At 65.4% G+C, this 18,695-nt stretch carries 15 protein-coding genes; 10 read left to right on the top strand and 5 right to left on the bottom strand.

The genetic code is table 11. The annotated features are described in order from the left end of the window. Positions 1-36 precede the first annotated feature (36 nt). Positions 37-288, top strand: coding sequence for a hypothetical protein (locus G6N54_RS04570; protein ID WP_163788745.1), 252 nt, complete (start codon positions 37-39; stop codon positions 286-288). Between the two features lie 113 nt (positions 289-401). Then, entirely contained in the window at positions 402-1,142 is a 741-nt protein-coding gene (locus G6N54_RS04565) for an SDR family NAD(P)-dependent oxidoreductase (RefSeq protein WP_163788744.1), read from the top strand. Positions 1,143-1,173: 31 nt separating this feature from the next. On the opposite strand, the gene G6N54_RS04560 is transcribed toward G6N54_RS04565, so the two are convergent. Continuing rightward, positions 1,174-2,205, bottom strand: coding sequence for a GGDEF domain-containing protein (locus tag G6N54_RS04560; RefSeq protein WP_232073733.1), 1,032 nt, complete (start codon positions 2,203-2,205; stop codon positions 1,174-1,176). 406 nt (positions 2,206-2,611) lie between these two features. Here G6N54_RS04560 and G6N54_RS04555 point away from each other — a divergent pair, with 406 nt between their 5' ends. Together G6N54_RS04555 and G6N54_RS04550 are read left to right on the top strand one after the other, a co-directional pair. After that, positions 2,612-4,081 carry an MFS transporter gene (locus G6N54_RS04555; protein WP_163788742.1) on the top strand — a complete coding sequence of 490 codons (1,470 nt, stop codon included), beginning with the start codon at positions 2,612-2,614 and terminating at the stop codon, positions 4,079-4,081. A 67-nt stretch (positions 4,082-4,148) separates the two neighbouring features. Further along, the gene (locus G6N54_RS04550; protein WP_163788741.1) at positions 4,149-5,174 is read left to right on the top strand and encodes an epoxyqueuosine reductase; all 1,026 of its coding nucleotides are present in this window, start codon (positions 4,149-4,151) and stop codon (positions 5,172-5,174) included. Here G6N54_RS04550 and G6N54_RS04545 read toward each other — a convergent pair. Continuing rightward, positions 5,171-5,863 carry a DUF899 domain-containing protein gene (locus G6N54_RS04545; protein ID WP_163788740.1) on the bottom strand — a complete coding sequence of 231 codons (693 nt, stop codon included), beginning with the start codon at positions 5,861-5,863 and terminating at the stop codon, positions 5,171-5,173. The two genes, G6N54_RS04550 and G6N54_RS04545, sit on opposite strands and share 4 nt — an antisense overlap. A 181-nt stretch (positions 5,864-6,044) precedes the next feature. Here G6N54_RS04545 and G6N54_RS04540 point away from each other — a divergent pair, with 181 nt between their 5' ends. Beyond that, positions 6,045-6,812 carry a class I SAM-dependent methyltransferase gene (locus G6N54_RS04540; protein WP_163788739.1) on the top strand — a complete coding sequence of 256 codons (768 nt, stop codon included), beginning with the start codon at positions 6,045-6,047 and terminating at the stop codon, positions 6,810-6,812. 384 nt (positions 6,813-7,196) lie between these two features. On the opposite strand, the gene G6N54_RS04535 is transcribed toward G6N54_RS04540, so the two are convergent. Next, positions 7,197-7,865, bottom strand: a complete 669-nt coding sequence (locus G6N54_RS04535) for a cysteine peptidase family C39 domain-containing protein (RefSeq protein ID WP_163788738.1) — start codon at positions 7,863-7,865, stop codon at positions 7,197-7,199. Positions 7,866-8,395: 530 nt separating this feature from the next. On the opposite strand from G6N54_RS04535, the gene G6N54_RS04530 reads away from it, so the two are divergent. The 4 genes from G6N54_RS04530 to G6N54_RS04515 all read left to right on the top strand — a co-directional run bounded on the left by G6N54_RS04530 (position 8,396) and on the right by G6N54_RS04515 (position 13,474). Beyond that, positions 8,396-9,433, top strand: coding sequence for a sulfate ABC transporter substrate-binding protein (locus tag G6N54_RS04530; protein ID WP_163788737.1), 1,038 nt, complete (start codon positions 8,396-8,398; stop codon positions 9,431-9,433). Next, positions 9,430-10,323, top strand: a complete 894-nt coding sequence (cysT, locus tag G6N54_RS04525; RefSeq protein ID WP_163788736.1) for a sulfate ABC transporter permease subunit CysT — start codon at positions 9,430-9,432, stop codon at positions 10,321-10,323. The genes G6N54_RS04530 and cysT overlap by 4 nt, the downstream gene beginning before the upstream one ends. Before the next feature lie 20 nt (positions 10,324-10,343). Then, complete coding sequence (cysW, locus tag G6N54_RS04520; RefSeq protein WP_232073732.1) at positions 10,344-11,150, top strand: sulfate ABC transporter permease subunit CysW; 807 nt, start codon at positions 10,344-10,346, stop codon at positions 11,148-11,150. 209 nt (positions 11,151-11,359) lie between these two features. Then, a complete protein-coding gene (locus tag G6N54_RS04515; protein WP_163794515.1) occupies positions 11,360-13,474 on the top strand; it encodes a glutamine synthetase III family protein in 2,115 nt (704 codons plus the stop codon). Between the two features lie 1,110 nt (positions 13,475-14,584). On the opposite strand, the gene G6N54_RS04510 is transcribed toward G6N54_RS04515, so the two are convergent. Beyond that, positions 14,585-16,288, bottom strand: coding sequence for a serine/threonine-protein kinase (locus G6N54_RS04510; protein WP_163788735.1), 1,704 nt, complete (start codon positions 16,286-16,288; stop codon positions 14,585-14,587). Positions 16,289-16,696: 408 nt separating this feature from the next. Here G6N54_RS04510 and G6N54_RS04505 point away from each other — a divergent pair, with 408 nt between their 5' ends. Next, complete coding sequence (locus G6N54_RS04505; RefSeq protein ID WP_163788734.1) at positions 16,697-16,873, top strand: hypothetical protein; 177 nt, start codon at positions 16,697-16,699, stop codon at positions 16,871-16,873. A 25-nt stretch (positions 16,874-16,898) separates the two neighbouring features. Here the strand turns inward: G6N54_RS04505 and G6N54_RS04500 are convergent, their stop codons facing one another. After that, positions 16,899-18,692: a serine/threonine protein kinase PknE gene (locus tag G6N54_RS04500; RefSeq protein WP_163788733.1), complete on the bottom strand. Its 1,794-nt coding sequence runs from the start codon at positions 18,690-18,692 to the stop codon at positions 16,899-16,901. Positions 18,693-18,695: the final 3 nt, after the last annotated feature.

The raw sequence follows: 18,695 nt of genomic DNA, 5'->3' as shown, positions 1-18,695 counted from the left end.
GACCTCCCCGCGACAGGGGCAATGGACGCTCGTCAGATGACGCTTCTGGTGCTGATCTGCGCGCTCGCGGCCTCGACATGCGTCGGCTATTGCGTCGGGCGGCACGCGAGCTCGACGCCGTCGACCTGGCGAAAGCGCACGAGTCGGGTCGCGATAGGCAGGCTCGCGATGAGCTTTGTCATGGCGGTGGCCGCGCGACGCCTCCGGCGGACTTTGGGATCAGTTGAGCCGCTGGAACTTCTGCGTGTCGGCGTCGGCTTCGTATTGAGGCGCGCCAGCCTGGTGTGAGGTGGCCCGGTGCCCCTGGTGGGACGCGCTGTCGGATGAGTTGATTTGCTAGTCGCACGACTCGCCGGGGCGAGGCGCACCGACCATCGCGGCTTGAGAGGACGAGAACTGGGATGACAGCACTGAAAGGCAAGGTCGCCTTCGTGACCGGCGCGTCGTCGGGCCTGGGTGCCGAAACGGCCAAGTTGTTTGCCCGGCAGGGCGCAACGGTTTTCGGCATAGCCCGCGATACCGCCCGCTTGGCCGAGGTATTCGCCGACGTGAAGCATGGTTCCTACGCGTCGGTGGACGTCGGTTCGGCACGGGCCTGCCAGGATGCGATCGCGCAGTGTGTCCGGGAGTTCGGCGGGCTCGACGTCCTGGTCAACATCGCCGGAAAGCACCAGATGCGCCGAACGGAGTCGATGACCGACGACGACTGGACGGAGGATCTCGCGGTCAATCTCAACGGCCCGTTCTATCTGTGCCGGGCCGCGCTGCCTCAGCTGCTGGAACGGGGCGGAAACATTGTCAACGTCGCCTCGATCGCCGGCGTCGAGGGGCAGGCCTACTCGGCTGGCTACTGCGCTGCCAAGCACGGGCTGATCGGGCTGACCAGGGCGTTGGCGGTGGAGTACACCGCGGATCGCCTGCGGGTCAACGCGGTCTGTCCCGGCGGCATGCTCACGCCACAAATCGAACAGTTCAGCGCGCCGGAGGATCCCAACTACGACCTGATCATGCGGACGGCCTCGCCGCGCGGGATGATGGCGCCTCTCGATGTCGCGAATGTGGTCGCGTTCCTGGCCAGCGATGCCGCGGCGGCCGTTCACGGTGCCGTCTACCGGGTCGATAACGGCAAGGGTGCCGGCTAGAACGCCGAATGCGGCTCGCGGCCAAGGAAAGTCAGACCTGGCCGTCCCACCCGCGCGAATGCGCGTTGTGCTTCTTTTCCTGGTACATCAATTCGTCGGCCTGCGCGAGCAGCTCATCCACGGTGGTGGTGGGCCCGTTAGCAGTCGTGTGTGCGAGGCCGATGCTGGCCGAAAGGCGGTAGGGCCGTTCGCTCGTCTCGTTGAAGCGCCGAAATGCTTCGCCGATTCGCTCCCGTAACGTCGTGGCGTCACTGGGGCTTTCGGTGACCATCACACAGAATTCGTCACCACCCAGCCGGGCGAAGATGTCGGATTCGGACAGCGTCTCGCCCAGCACGTAGGCGACATCCTTGATCAGCAGGTCGCCGACCTCGTGGCCGTGTTCGTCGTTGACTAGTTTGAGCCCGTCGACGTCGAGGAAGGCGAGTACGCAGCTGCGGCCCAGGTAGTGGGTACCGCGGAGCTTTTGTTCGGCCAGTAGATAGAAGCCGCGACGGTTGGTGAGTCCGGTCATTTCGTCGGTCACGGAGAGCTTGCGAATCTCCTCGTTGGCCTGCTCCAGCGCGGCGGTGCGGTCGCGAACCCGCTGCTCCAGCTGGGAGTAAACCTCGATGTTCTCCATGGCGATCGAGGTCGAATCCGCCAGGGCCTGCAGTAAGCGGACCTCTTGTTCGGTCGGCTGATGTTGGTCGGCCCAGTAATTGCCGATCGCCCCGATCGGGTCGAACCGGCGGATCGGAACCATCACCAGGCTCTTGACGAAGGTGGGCCGGTAAAGGTCGTGCGGGATACGCGCGTCGAGGTAGATATCCGGGATGATGGCCGCGTCACGGTTGAGCATCGCCCACCCGCTGATGCAGGACGTCATCGGGAACCGGCTGCCCTTCCACAGTGGGCCGACCGCGTTCTCTTCGGCGTAAAAGCACTTGCCGTTGTCGCGCAGCACCAACGTGGCGCCGTCGCAACCGGTCAGCGCGCGCGCCGACGATGAGACAACACGCTGGATGTCGGCCTGGCTGCGGGCCAGCGAGAGGTCCTGGACGGCCTGCAGCAGCCGCTCCATGCCTTCGACATAGCCGGCAGCGTCGGGTAGCGGGGTCGGCGAGGCGGCCGGCGCTTGCCCCGGCGGCAGCGGCGAGTCCATCCGCACCTCCGACCGAAACTGTCCTCATCTGCGCAGACGGCCACCCAAACTGGCCTAATTTAACATTCGCCAGTCGCCTCGGCCGCCCAATCGCGCCGATAATGACACGCGTCGCCCAACCGCGAAGGTATGAGACGAGTCACTTTGATGGCGAAAATGCGCCGACCGGGGGCGAGGGCGCGCGCTGGTAGGGTCCGCCAGGATGCGCGGGACCTTCCATTTCGGCATCGCTCACGCGAGGCGCAACTGAGACGCGAGCCGGCTTTTGTGCGGCGTGCGGCGCGCGGTCGTGGGTATCTCTCTATCCACCGAGAACGGAGACAGCATGAGCCCAGCCGCGCAAACGAAGACCATCACGACGCATGTTCCCGCGCGACTGGACCGGCTGCCGTGGTCGCGATTTCACTGGCGCGTCGTGGTGGGTCTCGGGGGGGTGTGGGTTCTCGATGGGCTCGAGGTCACGATGGTCGGCAACGTGTCGGCCCGGCTCACCGAGAAGGGCAGCGGCATCGAGCTCAACCCGGCGCAGATCGGTTATGCGGCGGCGATCTACATCACCGGGGCATGCCTGGGCGCGTTGTTCTTCGGCCACCTGACCGACCGGTTCGGACGGCGGAATCTATTCATCCTGACCCTGGCCGTCTACCTGGTCGCCACGGTCGCGACCGCATTCGCGTTCGCGCCTTGGTATTTCTTCATCGCCCGCTTTTTCACGGGCGCCGGCATAGGCGGTGAATACGCCGCGATCAACTCGGCGATCGACGAGTTGATTCCGGCACGGGTGCGCGGCCGTGTGGACCTGATCATCAACGGCACCTACTGGCTGGGTTCGGCGGCCGGCGCTGCGGGTGCGCTGGTCCTGCTGGACACGTCGAACTTCCCGGCGAACATCGGCTGGCGGCTCGCCTTCGGCATCGGAGCCATCTTCGGCATCTTCGTCCTGCTGGTCCGGCGCAACGTCCCGGAAAGCCCGCGCTGGTTGTTCATTCACGGACGTGACGAGGAAGCCGAGCGGATCGTCGGCGAGATCGAACACGACGTGGAGCGAGAAACCGGACAGCCGCTGCCCGAGCCGGCCGGCAAGCCACTGAGAATCCGTCAGCGCAAGGCGATTTCGTTCATGGAGATCGCCCGGGTGGCGTTCAAGCTCTATCCCAAACGCGCGGTCCTCGGGCTGGCGTTGTTCGTCGGCCAAGCGTTTCTGTACAACGGCGTGACGTTCAATCTGGGCACGCTGTTGAGTGGGTTCTACGGCATTCCCTCCGGGAAGGTGCCGGTGTTCTTCATCTTCTGGGCGATGAGCAACTTCCTCGGCCCGTTGATCCTCGGGCGGCTGTTCGACACCATCGGCCGCAAACCGATGATCACCGCGACCTATATCGGCTCGGCCGTCATCGCGGTTCTCCTCGGTGTGCTCTTCGTGGATCAGGCCGGCGGTGTCTGGACCTTCATCGTCGTGCTCGCGGCGGCGTTCTTCCTGGCCTCGGCGGGTGCGAGCGCGGCCTACCTGACCGTCAGCGAGATCTTCCCGATGGAGACGCGGGCGTTGGCGATCGCGTTCTTCTACGCGGTGGGCACCGCGATCGGCGGCATCACCGGCCCGGTGCTGTTCGGGGAGCTGATCAATTCGGGCGATCGGGGTCAGGTGCTGTGGTCGTTCCTGATCGGGGCGATCGTGATGGCCGTCGCGGGCCTGGTCGAGCTGTGGCTCGGCATCGCGGCCGAGCAGCGCGCGCTGGAAGACCTGGCCTTGCCCTTGACCGTCGCCGATGCGGAGAACGACGAACAGGCTTGAGGCCGAGTCGATTCCGCAGGGTCTCCCCGGAAAGCGGACCAGCTGAGTAGTATGTACCATACTCAGCATGACCGAGAAACTTCCGGCCCGGCTGGCGCAGCATCCCACCGTACGCAAGGTGCGCTCCCGTGCGGCGCGGAAACCCGGTGTGCTCGACGCGGATTGGCTGCGAGAGATGTGTCTGGACGCCGGCGTCGACGACGTGGCGTTCGCCAGCGTCGACAACCCCGACCTGGCCTCGGAGATCGAGCACGTCGAGGCCGCGTTGCCGGGCACCAAGAGCTACATCTCGCTGGTGGTCAAGATGAACCGCGACAACATCCGGTCGACCGCGCGTAGCGTCGCCAACCAGGAGTTTCACCGCAGCGGTGAGTTGCTCAACGAGGCGGCCTACCGCATCGTCCGCCGGCTGGAGGACGCCGGATATCGGGTGCTGAACCCGTCGGCGACCTTTCCGATGGAGATGGACAACTACCCCGGCCGGATCTGGGTGGTGGCGCACAAACCCGTCGCCGTCGCGGCGGGCCTCGGTGTCATGGGCATCCACCGCAACGTGATTCACCCCAAGTTCGGCAACTTCATCCTGCTGGGCACGATCCTGGTGGACACGCCGATCAGCAGCTACGGCGAACCGCTGGATTACAGCCCGTGCCTGGAATGCAAGCTGTGCGTGGCGGCCTGTCCGGTCGGCGCGATCGGCAAGGATGGCAGTTTCGACTGGCTGGCATGCTCGACGCACAATTACCGCGAGTTCATGGGCGGCTTCACCGATTGGGCACAGACCGTCGCCGACAGTACGGACGCGGCCGATTTCCGTTCGCGGGTGACCGATTCGGAGAACGCGTCGATGTGGCAGAGCCTGTCGTTCAAGCCCAACTACAAGGCGGCCTACTGCCTGGCGGTGTGCCCGGCCGGCGAGGACGTCATCGAACCCTACCTGGACAACCGCAAGAGCTTTATGGACCTGGTACTAAAACCGTTGCAGGACAAGAAGGAAACGCTCTACGTGCTGCCGAACTCCAAGGCCAAGGAATTCGCCGAACGCCGGTATCCGCACAAGCAGGTGAAGGTGGTCGACGGTGGCCGGCGTTAGCCCGGCGTTCCGTACGCGCGGGCGATGTCGGGGGAGTCCAGCCAACCGGAGTAGGTGGGCCGCGACGGCCAGCCTGCGGGCGAATCGAGCCATTCCTCCTGACGGCCAAAGGGCAACAGGTCGATCAGCGCGAACGAATGGCTGAGTTGTTCGGTGCCGCGCCCATTGGTGTGCCAGGTGCGATAGACCGTGTCACCGTCGCGGAGAAACACGTTGACCGCAAAGCCTCCGCCCGGGGGTGCGTCCATGTCCGCTCCGAACGGGCTCTGCGACGACGAGTACCAACGCATCCGATTGCCGACCCTCTCTTTGTAGGCGAGCGCCTCCTCGATCGGGCCATTGGTGACGATGACGAATTGGGCGTCGTAATTGTCGAGGAATTCGAGCCGGGTGAACTGCGACGTGAAACCCGTGCACCCGCCGCACTGCCACTGCGCCCCGTCCGACCACATGTGGTGGTAGGTGATGAGCTGCGCCCTCCCATCGAACACGTCGGCGAGCCGGACGGGCCCGTCGGCGCCGATCAGGCGGTAGTCGGGCAACTCGACCATCGGCAGCCGGCGCCGCTGCGCGGCGATCGCATCCAGTTCGCGAGTGGCGGCCTTTTCCCGCTGGCGCAGTTCGTCGAGCTGGGCGCGCCAGGTCCGGTCATCGACGACGGGCGGCAGGGCACGGTTATTCAGGGACATGGAAGATCTGACTGGCGGTCTCCCCGGAATTCATCGCCGGGCGCCCATCACTCGTAAAAAGCGCTGCTCACAGCTGAGAACCTGCTTTGAATTTGGTTTGTGGCGCGCGCAGCGGGGTACCTGTGTGCAAACTTGAGATGTCACGCGGGGGGACCCTTGGGTCCGGAAAGGCGACGGAATGATGACTCAGGGACTGATCCCGAACGTCGACGAGGCGCAGGCGCGCTACGACTTATCCGACGACTTTTTCCGGCTGTTCCTGGATCGGACCCAGACCTACAGTTGCGCGTATTTCGAGCGCGACGACATGACGCTGGAAGAGGCGCAAATCGCCAAGATCGATTTGGCACTGGCCGAGCTGGATCTACGACCCGGCATGACACTGCTAGACATCGCCTGCGGCTGGGGCACCACGATGCGCCGGGCCATCGAGCAGTACGACGTCAATGTCGTCGGCCTGACCACGTCCAGCGATCAGGCGGCCCACGTGCAGAAAATGTTCGACGAGATGGACACCGAGCGCAGCAAGTGGGTGCTGCTGCAGGGCTGGGAGGAGTTCACCGAGCCGGTCGACCGGATTGTGTCCATCGGGGCGTTCGAGCAGGGTTCTCACGACCGCTACGACGACTTTTTCGAAATGGCCTACACCGTCCTGCCCGACGACGGCGTCATGTTCTTGCACACGATTACCGGCCTGCCGTCGCTCGACCCGGTCGAACAACACGCGGAAGGGGCGGGTTTCACCCTGACACTGCGTGAGCCGCTGCAGCCGCATTACGTCAAGACCCTCGAACTCTGGGCGGCCGCGCTGGAGGCGCGCAAGCACGAGGCGATCGAGATGCAGTCCGAAGCGGTCTACGAGCGATACCTGAACTACCTGACCGGCCGGGCCAACGCGTTTCGCGCCGGTCACATCGGCGTCAACCAGGTAACTCTCGAAAAGAACTGATTGCCCGCCCGAATTCGCAGGCAACGACACGGTCAACAAGACGATAACGATTCGTACATCACCCTGGCATGGCGTCGAGGCCGATGCGAGGGTGGTGCCCGTGAGTGTTCATGTCAACGATCTGGCGCATGGCTCGCGAACGCAATGGATGGACAGACCACCACAACGGTGTGCACGTGGTCACTGGCTTCTGCCGGGACACATGATCGTGGCCACCATTCCGTGTTCCTGCGGCCGGCACATCTGCTGGGAATGTGAGTGCGGTGCGGCCACCTACGGGCCCGAGCTGGCCGAGTCGTGCAGCCTCGCCAACGGTCGTGGATCCGCAGAGATCGCGTCGGGTCCGATGAAAAGCCTTACCTGAAACTGATTTAACCTCCCTTTTCAGGCCCGGGTCACGACCGCGGAGTTGCGGTTGGGTGCCCACGCCCGCTCGAAGGTGGCGATCGGAATCTGCTCGTCGCGGCCCGTATCGATGCCGCTGTCGTTGAGATGCACCACACCGGCCTTGGTATCGATACCGGTGACGACGACGAAGTGGTTCGCGACGTCACGGTTGCCGGGACGGTTCCAGATGGTCTCGGCGTTCACCAAGGCGATCACCTTGCGCTTCTCGGCCAGGTCCTGTTGTAGGGCAACGATATTGGTCTGGATGTTGTCGGCCCTGACCCAGTAGTGCCAGAGCAGTAACGGTAAGTCTCTGATGTCGGTGTTGCCGGGGGGAGTCCATATCGGTCTGGAACCCGTTGCCCCTGCGGTATTTTCGGCCACGGCGGTGATCTGTCGCTCGGTGGGCTGGCGGCCGGTGAGCTCGCCGACGACATCGGCGGCTGCGATCTCGCCGCAGTCCGATGCGTGCTGACGGCGCCAATAGGGCGCGGCGGCCGCCGGATCGCCGTACATGCCCACCTCGTGATCGGCGTCCGGTGCGGGTGGGCCCGGGGTGGCGCGGGCCGCCGCTGCCCAGGTGATCGATGACGTCGCGGCGGTTGCACAGATCAGGGTGGCAACCTGCAGGGCCGCGGCGACCTTTGTCGTCGGGGTACGAGCCATCGGCGTCCTTTTCTCGAGCCGCGGTCGCGGCGCGTAACGGTATTGAGAAAAGGGCTACTCGTCGCCCTCTCCGGAGCATTGAACTCCGAACTCGGCGATATCGTGGACGAACGCGCCGATATGTTGCCGGCCTGAGATCGCACTGCTCGACCAGGTACCCGACGGTGTCCGGCTCTTTTCATCAACGTGACTTTTTACGCCGCCCCCGGCGCTGTCGGCGGGCCCGCCGCTCGTCGGATGCGCGACGGCGACGTCACGCACGGCTAAGCCGGTGTTCGGCCGGCGTCGATGCCCTGGCAACGACGGATACCGCGTTGCGGCATCGCGGTGCGAGTACCTGCGCTTTGCTCCGCTCGCGCCATGCACGAGGGAGCCCGTTCTCTGGAGCCCTCTGTCGTCGTGTGCTGTTGTCGCTGACTCTCCTGTCCGTGCGCGGTCCGGTCGTGAGTTGGCGAATTCCTCGAATGCCCTAGTGCCCTTCCGCAGCAACGGGATCGACGCACCCAAGTCCCGCACCGGAAGGCCGGCTCATGTACGACGACATTCGTATCGCACAGCGGTGGCGTCACCTCGCCGCGCTCCTGTCGGTCGTCGGTCTGGTGGCGGCATGTGCCGGCGGCGCCAGCGATGTCGTGGGTGGCGGCACACTGAGCAATGCGAACATCAAGATCACCCTTGTCGCCTATTCGGTGCCCGAACCCGGTTGGAGCGCGGTGATTCCGGCATTCAACGAAACCCAGGAAGGCAAGGGCGTGCAGGTGATCACGTCCTACGCCGCGTCTGCCGACCAGTCACGCGGGGTCGTCGAGGGGAAACCCGCCGACGTCGTGAACTTCTCGGTCGGGCCCGACATCACCCGATTGGTCAAGGCCGGCAAGGTCTCCGCGGATTGGGACCGGCAAGCGGGTCACGGCAATCCGTTCGGGTCGGTCGTGACATTGGTTGTGCGCAAGGGCAATCCGAAGAACATTCGGGACTGGGACGACCTGCTCCGGCCCGGGGTCGAGATCATCACGCCCAGCCCGCTGAGTTCGGGTTCGGCGAAGTGGAACCTGTTGGCGCCGTATGCCGCCAAGAGTCGTGGTGGCGCGGATGCCCAGGCCGGTATCGACTTCATCAGTAAGTTGGTGCACGAACACGTCAAGCTGCGTCCCGGTTCGGGGCGGATTGCCACCGCTGTCTTTGCCGAGGGCAGCGGCGATGTCTTGATCAGCTACGAAAACGAAGCCATTGCTGCCGAACGACAAGGCAAACCCGTCGAACACCTCATCCCGTCGCAGACCTTCAAGATCGAGAACCCGGTCGCGGTGGCGAGCACCAGCGCGCACCTCGACGTCGCCACGGCCTTCAAGAACTTTCAATACACCGCCGCGGCCCAGAAGCTATGGGCGCAGACCGGATTCCGCCCGATCGATCCGGCCGTCGCCAGCACCTTCCGGGATCGGTATCCCGTCCCGATAAAACTGTGGACGATCGACGACCTCGGCGGCTGGGGCAATGCGGACCAGCAGCTCTTCGACAAGAACACGGGCAGCATCACCAAGGTCTACGTGCAGGCCACCGGATGACGACCGCGATCGTTCCCAACCCTGAGGCCATCCGCCCCGACTTGGCGCAACCCGGTAGCCAACCTCCGGAGCCTCCAGAAGGGCTACGGCCAACCACTCGGTCCGGTCTCACGTCACTTCGCGTCGGGGTGACGACGCTGTGGCTCTCGGTGATCGTGCTGTTGCCGCTGGCGGCCATTGCGTGGCAGGCCGCCGGCGGCGGCTGGCAGGCGTTCTGGCTGGCGGTCACCTCGCACGCCGCGGTGCAGTCGTTTCAGGTGACGTTCGGGATTTCCGTCGTGGTGACGATCCTCGACGTGGTATTCGGGCTGGCGACCGCGTGGGTGTTGGTGCGCGACGACTTCTTCGGAAAGGGGCTGATCGACGCGGTGATCGATCTGCCGTTCGCGTTACCGACGATCGTGACCAGCCTGGTGATGCTGGCCCTCTACGGCAAGAACAGCCCGGTACATATTCATCTGCAGCACACGCCCCCCGGGGTGGGGATGGCGCTGGCGTTCGTGACCCTGCCGCTGGTGGTGCGCGCCGTCCAGCCTGTGCTGCTGGAGATCGATCGCGACGTCGAGGAGGCGGCGGCGTCCCTGGGCGCCAGCGGTGTCAAGGTGTTCACCACGATTGTGCTGCCCTCGCTGCTGCCCTCGTTGCTGACCGGCGCCGGGTTGGCCTTCTCCCGCTGTATCGCCGAGTTCGGCTCGGTGGTGACCATCGGCGGTGCGGTTCCGGGCAGGACCGAGGTCTCGTCGCAGTGGATACGCTCCTTGATCGAGAACGACGACCGTACCGGAGCGGCCGCAATATCCATTGTGTTGCTGTCGATCTCGTTCACCGTGCTGGTGCTGTTACGAATCCTGGGCGGGCGCACCGCCAAACGTGAGGAAAAGGCGGCGTGACCCCGTTATCTGGGGGGTCATTGTGGGCCCGCTACCTGACCCGGTCCGTGACACTGATCTATATCGGTGTGATGCTGATCGTTCCGGTGTCGATCATCCTGTGGCGCACGTTCAAGCCCGGGTTGGGTCAGTTCTACGCATGGATCACCACGCCGGCGGCGATCTCGGCGCTGCAGCTGTCGCTGTTGGTGGTCGCCATTGTGGTGCCGCTGAACGTGGTCTTCGGTGTGCTCACCTCGTTGTTGCTCGCGCGCAGCCGGTTTCGGGGGCGGGCCGCGCTGCAAGCGATAGTCGACCTGCCCTTTGCGGTTTCGCCGATCATCGTCGGAGTCGCACTGATCCTGCTGTGGGGTTCGGCGGGCGCGCTGGGCTTCGTGGAGAACGATCTCGGAATCAAGGTCATCTTCGGCCTACCGGGTCTGATCCTCGTCAGCATCTTTGTCACCCTGCCGTTCGTCGTGCGCGAGGTCCAACCGGTGCTGCAGGAGGTGGGGACCGAACAGGAGCAGGCGGCGGCGACGCTCGGTTCGGGCCCGTGGCCGACGTTTTGGCGGATCACCCTGCCGACCATCCGGTGGGGCCTGATCTATGGCACGGTCCTGACCACCGCGCGCACGCTCGGCGAATTCGGCGGGGTCATCATGGTGTCGTCGAACCTGCCGGGGGAGTCGCAAACCCTGACGCTGCTGGTGAACGATCGCTACGCCCGCGGCGCCGAGTACGGCGCTTATGCACTATCCACGCTGCTCATGGGGGTTGCGGTGGTGTTTCTGCTCGTCAAAACGACGCTGCTGGTGCGCCGGAAGCGGGTCAACGCGGTGGCCTGACGTAAACAGGTCGTCTCACTTCCGCAATGCTTGAAGCGCGCCGTTGACGCGCGCGTAACAAGTTCGGAATCGAAGGTTCCTAAGGTGGGGCGGTCCACCTTCCCGCAGGGGAAGGTCGTTGACCCCCCTCAGCGATAGGAACTCCATTGAGCGGAAACGCAGTACGCCTGCAGGCGATCAACAACGTCGAGGCATAACTTCCCCCGGCCATCAGCTTCGTTGCCGGTGAGGTTCCCGGCGAAGTCTTCGGCTCCAATGTCTTCACCAAGGCCGAGATGCAGGCACGGCTGCCCAAGTCGGTGTACAAGTCCGTGGTGGCGACCATCGAAAAGGGAGCCAAACTGGACCCGGCGGTTGCCGACACGGTCGCGGTCGCGATGAAGGACTGGGCGCTGGAGAAGGGTGCCACCCACTACGCCCACGTCTTCTATCCGATGACCGGTCTGACCGCCGAAAAGCACGACAGCTTCCTGGAACCCGTCTCCGATGGGCAGACGCTCGCCGAGTTCGCCGGCAAGACCCTGATCCAGGGCGAGCCCGACGCGTCGAGTTTCCCGTCCGGCGGATTGCGCAGCACGTTCGAGGCGCGCGGTTACACCGGCTGGGATGTGACGAGTCCGGCTTATGTCCTGGAGAACCCGAACGGCAACACCCTTTGTATCCCAACGGTTTTCGTGTCGATGACCGGGGAGGCGCTGGACTACAAGACGCCGCTGTTGCGCAGTCAGCAGGCGATGGGGATCCACGCCGAGCGAATCCTGAGGCTGTTCGGCCACAAGGACCTGAACAAGGTCGTGTCGTTCTGCGGCCCGGAGCAGGAGTACTTCCTGGTCGATCGGCACTTCTTCCTGGCGCGGCCGGACCTGCTCAACGCCGGTCGCACGGTGTTCGGTGCGAAGCCGCCCAAGGGCCAGGAGTTCGACGACCACTATTTCGGTGCGGTGCCCGAGCGTGTCCTGGGCTTCATGATGGACACCGAGCGCGAGCTGTTCAAACTAGGCATCCCGGCCAAGACCCGGCACAACGAGGTGGCCCCGGGCCAGTTCGAGATCGCTCCGATGTTCGAGCGCGCCAACATCGCCTCCGACCACCAGCAGCTGCTGATGACGATCTTCAAGACGATCGCCAAGAAGCACGGCATGGAATGCCTGTTCCACGAGAAGCCGTTTGCCGGTGTCAACGGATCGGGCAAGCACGTCAACTTCTCGATGGGCAACTCCGAGCTGGGCTCGCTGCTGGTCCCGGGCGACACCCCGCACGAGAACGCTCAATTCCTGGTGTTCTGCGCCGCGGTGATCCGGGCCGTGCACAAGTTCGCCGGGCTGCTTCGGGTGTCGGTCGCGTCGGCCACCAACGACCACCGCCTCGGCGCCAACGAGGCACCGCCGGCGATCATCTCGATCTTCCTGGGCGAACAGCTCGCCGACGTGTTCGACCAGATCGCCAAGGGCGCCGCCACCTCATCAAAGGGCAAGGGCACCATGATTATTGGCGTCGATACCCTGCCCCACCTGCCGACCGATGCCGGTGACCGCAACCGGACCAGCCCGTTCGCCTTCACCGGCAACCGGTTCGAGTTCCGCGCACCCGGCTCCGGCCAGACGGTGGCCGTGCCGCTGATCGTGCTCAACACGATCATGGCGGACTCGCTGGACTACATGGCCGGTGTCCTGGAGCAGGCCGTCGCCGACGACGAGGACTTCGATCAGGCGGTGCAGAAGCTGCTCACCGAGGTCATCACCGAGCACGGGGCGGTGGTCTTCAACGGGGACGGTTACTCGGAGAACTGGCAGGTCGAATCGGCCGAGCGCGGCCTGCCCAACCTGAAGACGACCCTGGACGCGATCCCGGAGCTGATCAAGCCGGACGCGATCGAACTGTTCGCGAAATACGGGGTGTTCAACGAACGCGAGCTGCACAGCCGCTACGAGGTCCGGTTGGAGCAGTACGCGTTGACGATCGGGGTCGAGGCGAAGCTGGCGCTGGAGATCGGGACGACCATCATCCTGCCCGCCGCAACGCGGTACCAGACCGAACTCGCCCAGAACGTCGCCACATTGAAGAAGGCGGGCGTCGAGCCCAGCACGGCGGCGCTGGAAGCGGTTTCGGCCCCGCTGGCCGACCTGACCGCGGCGCTGACGAGTTTGCGGACGGCCCTGTCGGATCACTCGGCGGATTCCGCACTCGCCGAGGCCACCCATGCCCAGGAGGCGCTACTGCCGGCGATGGAAGCGGTGCGTACCGCGGCCGACACGCTGGAAGGCGTTGTCGCCGACGACTTGTGGCCGCTACCCACCTACCAGGAGATGCTCTACATCCTCTGAGTCCGTCGCCGGGCGTGGGGGCCGACCGCGCTCGCGGAGCTTGGTAATCCGTGGCCCCCATGCCCGGCGACTCCGGACGTCCGGGACAACGCCCCGCTGCACCTGTCGCACCTGACGCGTTAAGTTCTGAAGGGACGGAAGTCGGTCAGGGGAGAGCATGGGGCCATTCGACGACGGCCAGCGTCGCGCCGCCGAACTGGAGGCGTACCACGCGCTCTGGAACCTGTGGCGCTCCTCGCAGCGATCGAGCATCGAGAATTGGGAGTCGGCGTGCCGGATGCTGGAGCGCTACTACACCGTCGGCAAGGCCCGCGAAAACGCCGAAGCCTGCGAAATGCGGCTCCACTACCTGGAGATCGCTGAACCGTTGCCTCGGCTGGCGGACTTCGTGCAGCCGCCGGCCTACGACAGGCTGCCGGATGCCGAGCGGCTGCTGGGCCAGGCCCGGTACCAATACCAGCTGGCCCGCCGCCGGCACCCGGTGCGTGAACAACAGCGATTGAAAGAGCTCGAGACCACCAGGGCTCTCTACGCGGCGGTGCGGGCCGCCGAAGCGAGAGCCGAACTCTCGCGCCGGCGCGAATGGCAGCGCAGCTGCTGGCCCAAAGGCGTTGTGCTGGAAAGCGAAATCTATAACCTCGATGGCCTGGCCGTTCAGGTGGAGCGGCAGAACGTGAAAATCGAAGCCCAGGTGGCCGCGCTGACCGGCCTGCTTCGGGCCGGGTTGCGGCAGCTGCCGGACGCGTCGCCGTCGGCTCCGGCCGAGTTGGCGCACGACGTCGAATCCGCCCTGACCGCAATGCCGTTGCCGTCCGGCATCACCCCCAAGGTCTCCGTCGACTACGCGCCCGGTCTGCGCCAGTTGGCGGTCGAATACGAGCTGCCCACCGCGGATGTCGTGCCCACAGCCAAGGCGTACCGCTATGTCAAGAGCCGCGAGACGGTTGTCGAGACGGCGCGGCCGGCGGGTCAGGTAAAAGCGTTGTACGCCAGCACCATTGCGCAGCTGACGCTGCTAACTATGGCGACCGTCTTCGCGCTCGACGGCGAGCGCCGATTCGAGATGGTGATCTTCAACGGTGTCGTGGAGACAACGGATCCGGGCACGGGTCAACGGATTCGGCCGTGCTTGATCAGCGCGCGGGTCGACGCGGACACCTTCGCCGGGATCGAGCTTGACGACGTCGATCCGTCCGTCTGCCTCAAAAGGGTGTCGGCACTGGTGTCGCCGAACCCCACGGGGTTCGTCGCGGTGCCGCCGGTGCAGTGATCAGCCGTAGGCGTCCCACCAGGTGTGCAAGTCCTCGACGGTGGCGGGGTCGCCCGCCACGTCGCTAAGCATGAGTTTCTCCAGATCACGTTCGGATGGCCGTTGTAGGTGCCGCACGCGATCAATCCGGCCATCTCGTTGGGGGTTTGGTCGTAGTGCCAGCTCACCGGGGACGCTCCCTCCCCGGGGCAGTTCACCAGGCTGACGTTCGCGATGTCGTCGGTGAAGGACCTCTTGAGCCGGTCCGGAGTCGGGAACAGGCCGTAGGTGGCCTTACTCGGGCCGCCGGGCTGAGTGTTCTGACCGCAGGACACCATGGCCACCGCGTTGGTCCAGATGCTCCCGGATTCGGGTGTGGCCGGCGTGCAGGTGCCGGCCAGATAGCCGGGCGGTAGCAGGCTGATCAGTCGGGCCTGGTCACTGCTGGGGCCTTGGCTCGTCGGCGTCGGAGTTTTCCCGGCAGTCGGCTTCGGCTGCTGTTGCTGGACAGCGGGTTTCATCGTCAGCCAGATGCCAACTCCGGCAATGGCGATGACGACGGCGACACCGGACGCGGCCAGGATCGGCCAGCGGCTGCGCTGGCGTGCCGTTTCGGACTGACCCGCCTGCGTGGTTCCGGGCGGGGTCGCGGCGCTTTCCGGCTGGGTGTCTCGTTGTTTTGCCGAGGTCTCGCTGCGCCGCAGGATCGTTGCGGCACGGTCGCGCTCCGGCCGGGACAGGGCGTGGTGCGCGGCCTCGGCCAGATCGCCGGCGATGGCATAACGCTCGATCGGCTTCTTGGCCATGCCGCCCGCGATCACGGTGTCGAATGCCGGGTCCACGCCGAAACCTAGTGTGCTGGGCAGCGGGATCGGTTCCATCATGTGCGACGTGATCAGCACGCCGGTGCTGTCGGCGGGATAGGGCGGCGCTCCGGTGAGGCATTCGAACAGCACACAGGCCAGCGCGTACACGTCGGCGCGCGGAGTCACCTCGTCACTCGAAAACCGTTCGGGGGCCATGTATTTCCAGGTCCCCACTGCGGTGCCCAGTTGGGTGAGTTTCTCGTCGGTTTTCGCGCTGGCGATCCCGAAGTCAACCAGATAGGCGAAGTCGTTGCGGGTGATCAGGATGTTCTGCGGCTTGACGTCGCGGTGCGTGACCCCGGCGGCGTGCGCGGCGTCCAGCGCGGCGGCGACCTGAAGGATGATGGCCACCGCGCGGGGCGGGGCCAACGCGCCCTCCTGCTCGAGCAGGCTGCCCAGGTCGACGCCCTCGATCAGGCGCATCTCCAAATACAGCTGCCCGTCGATTTCGCCGTAGTCGTGAATGGGAACCACGTGGGGTTCCAGCAACCGGCCGGTGATGCGGGCCTCGCGCTCCATCCGCTTGCGAAAGACCGGATCTTGGCTGTACGCCTGCGACATCAGCTTGAGCGCGACCGTCCACTCCTTGACGGTGTGCTCGGCCTCGTAGACCTCGCCCATGCCGCCGCGGCCCAGCAGCCGTTTGAGGTAGTAGGGACCGAACATCGTCCCCAACCGCGAGCCCTGCGCGCCGCTCATCGCTGACTCCTATTCACGGTCTGGCAACCATGACGGTAAGCCCCGGCCAATATCGTCGCTCGAAAACTACAACATCGCGATGGCACATGTGCGTTTGTGTCAACTCCACGAGGGCCGGTGTTTTCGCGCGGACTGCCGATATTCGCGGTGCCTGGGGCCGGGCTGGTGCCAACGGTTGGCGAATTCCAGCCAACGCGAATGTATGAGATGCTTCGTCCTGCACTGTGTTCGGCGCGCGGCGCTCAGCGGTGGGTGAGTGCGAGAATCTGGGACGGCGGTCAACCCGCTGCCCATTATCATCGTGTGGATCAGTGTCTCGCCGATCCCGGGAACACTTGGGGGACCGGTGAATTCAGTCGTCGATGCCCACCAGGGGCCCTCGCTACTCGCCAGCGACGAGGCGCGAAGATGCCGGGCAGGCGCACCGTCGACCTGGCGGCCTCGACCGCGACGATCGGTCCGCTGGACTTCAAGAAGATCGACGCCGCCGTGGAAGCCGGACGGCTCGCGACGCAGGCCATGCTGGAAGCGCAGCCACACCTGCTCGGGGTGACCGCCGACCCTCAAGTCGCGAACATGATCTGATGCAACGCCGAACAGTCGGAGCCGACTAACCCAGCAGCTTGGTCAGCCAGGTCGCGTCTTGGTAGTTGATCGACTTGCTGCCGTCCCAGACGAACGGCGTGCCTGAGGCATTGAACCCGGCCAGCGTCGTGTCGCCGGCGTCGGCCTTGGCCTTGGCGGTCGCCATGTCGTCGCCCGCTTTGATGCAGTTGATCACGTCGCCGTCGACGCCGACCGTTTTGGCCAATTGGGCTAGTTCGCCGTCGGTTCGGTCTTCGGGCGCGCCTTCCTGGGGTTGGAAGGAGCTGGCGAATATCCCCGAGTAGAAGCTCATGTAGAGCTTGGGCTCGTTCTGGGCGGCGACGCAGTACGTGGCCGCCACCGCGCGAGTCGAGTAGTTCTTGCTGTGCGACTTGTCATCGAGGAAGGCCAGCAGGTGATAGCGCACCGCGAGTTTCTTGTTGTTGACCGCGGTTTCGATGTCGCCCGCGTTGGACCGGATGAAGCTCCCACAGGGTGGGCACATGGGTTCGTTGAAGACGTCGATGGTGACCGGCGCCGCGGAGCTGCCGACCAGCACACCGTCGTCGAGGACGCGAAGCTCGACCGCGTCGGCTGCGGCGGGCGGTTTCGACGCAGGACCCGACGACCGCCACGGCTGGGCGACGATGAGTACCGCGCTCACGAGCGCGACGACGACGAATGCCGCCAGGCCCACCCATAACCACGCATTACTCCGACGCTTGGGCGTCGGTTGGTTCCACGACGGCATGCCCATGCTGGCGGCATCGCCGGTGCTCCAGCCGGGGCTGCCGGGCCATCCCGTCGGCTGTGGCATCGGTCCGCTCGGCGGAGCGGGAATCCCGGTTGCCGACGCGGGCCAACCCACGGCCTGGTTGGCCATGGACGGGGGCGTGGGCGCGAATCCGAGGGGCGCTTGGCCCGCATACGCGGGCGGTAACTCGGCCTGGCTGCGCTGCAGAATGTCGGTCGCCCGATCCTGGTCGGGGGTGGCAAGGGCGGAATACGCGGCCGCCGACAGGTCGCCGCAGGTGGGATAGCGGTCCAGCGGGTCTTTGGCCATGCCGCGCGCGATCACCTGGTCGAAGGCGGCCGGAATGCCCGGCCGGGTGGCGCTGGGCCGCGGGATCGACTGGTGCAAGTGCGCGCTCATCACGCTCACCTGATCGCCCTGGAACGGGGGCGATCCGGTCAGGCACTCGTACAGGACGCAGGCCAGCGCGTAGATGTCGGCTCGGTAGGTGACTTCGGTGTCGCTGAACCGTTCCGGGGCCATGTATTTGAAGGTGCCGACCGTGGTGCCGAATTGCGTCAGCTTCTCGTCGGAGGTGGCGCTGGCGATGCCGAAATCGACGAGATAGGCGAAGTCGTCGCCGCTGACCAGAATGTTCTCCGGTTTGACGTCGCGATGGGTGATGCCGGCCGCGTGCGCGGCGTCGAGCGCGGAGCCGATCTGGCGCACGATGGCGACGGCCCGTGGCGGTTTGAGCGGGCCGTACCGGCTCAAGATGGTGGCGGCATCCAGGCCGTCGATCAGCCGCATGTCCACGTAGAGCTGGCCGTCGATCTCGCCGAAGTCGTGAATCGGCACCACGTGCGGCTCTTGCAGCCGTCCCGCGGTGCGGGCCTCGCGCTGCATGCGCGTGCGGAACACCGGGTCGCTGGACAGTGCCTGCGACATCAGCTTCAGCGCAACGGTGCGTTCGCGCCTGGTGTCCTCGGCCTCGTAGACGCCGCCCATCCCGCCGCGACCCACCAGCCGTCGCAGCAGATAGGGCCCGAATTGCGAGCCCTCCCGCGAACCCGCGGTGTCACCCATTCG

This window comes from Mycobacterium stomatepiae (assembly GCF_010731715.1).
GTDB lineage: Bacteria > Actinomycetota > Actinomycetes > Mycobacteriales > Mycobacteriaceae > Mycobacterium > Mycobacterium stomatepiae.
Note: the sequence above shows the minus strand (reverse complement) of the source record. Positions and strands in the feature narration are given on the sequence as shown.

Bases quoted from the DNA above. Each gene is read 5' to 3' on its own strand.
- G6N54_RS04530 (WP_163788737.1), top strand. From the start codon at position 8,396: ATGTACGACGACATTCGTATCGCACAGCGGTGGCGTCACCTCGCCGCG.
- G6N54_RS04570 (WP_163788745.1), top strand. From the start codon at position 37: ATGACGCTTCTGGTGCTGATCTGCGCGCTCGCGGCCTCGACATGCGTC.
- G6N54_RS04500 (WP_163788733.1), bottom strand. From the start codon at position 18,692: ATGGGTGACACCGCGGGTTCGCGGGAGGGCTCGCAATTCGGGCCCTAT.
- cysT (WP_163788736.1), top strand. From the start codon at position 9,430: ATGACGACCGCGATCGTTCCCAACCCTGAGGCCATCCGCCCCGACTTG.
- G6N54_RS04505 (WP_163788734.1), top strand. From the start codon at position 16,697: ATGCCGGGCAGGCGCACCGTCGACCTGGCGGCCTCGACCGCGACGATC.
- G6N54_RS04535 (WP_163788738.1), bottom strand. From the start codon at position 7,865: ATGGCTCGTACCCCGACGACAAAGGTCGCCGCGGCCCTGCAGGTTGCC.
- G6N54_RS04550 (WP_163788741.1), top strand. From the start codon at position 4,149: ATGACCGAGAAACTTCCGGCCCGGCTGGCGCAGCATCCCACCGTACGC.
- G6N54_RS04565 (WP_163788744.1), top strand. From the start codon at position 402: ATGACAGCACTGAAAGGCAAGGTCGCCTTCGTGACCGGCGCGTCGTCG.
- G6N54_RS04540 (WP_163788739.1), top strand. From the start codon at position 6,045: ATGACTCAGGGACTGATCCCGAACGTCGACGAGGCGCAGGCGCGCTAC.
- G6N54_RS04555 (WP_163788742.1), top strand. From the start codon at position 2,612: ATGAGCCCAGCCGCGCAAACGAAGACCATCACGACGCATGTTCCCGCG.
- G6N54_RS04545 (WP_163788740.1), bottom strand. From the start codon at position 5,863: ATGTCCCTGAATAACCGTGCCCTGCCGCCCGTCGTCGATGACCGGACC.
- G6N54_RS04510 (WP_163788735.1), bottom strand. From the start codon at position 16,288: ATGAGCGGCGCGCAGGGCTCGCGGTTGGGGACGATGTTCGGTCCCTAC.
- G6N54_RS04560 (WP_232073733.1), bottom strand. From the start codon at position 2,205: ATGGAGCGGCTGCTGCAGGCCGTCCAGGACCTCTCGCTGGCCCGCAGC.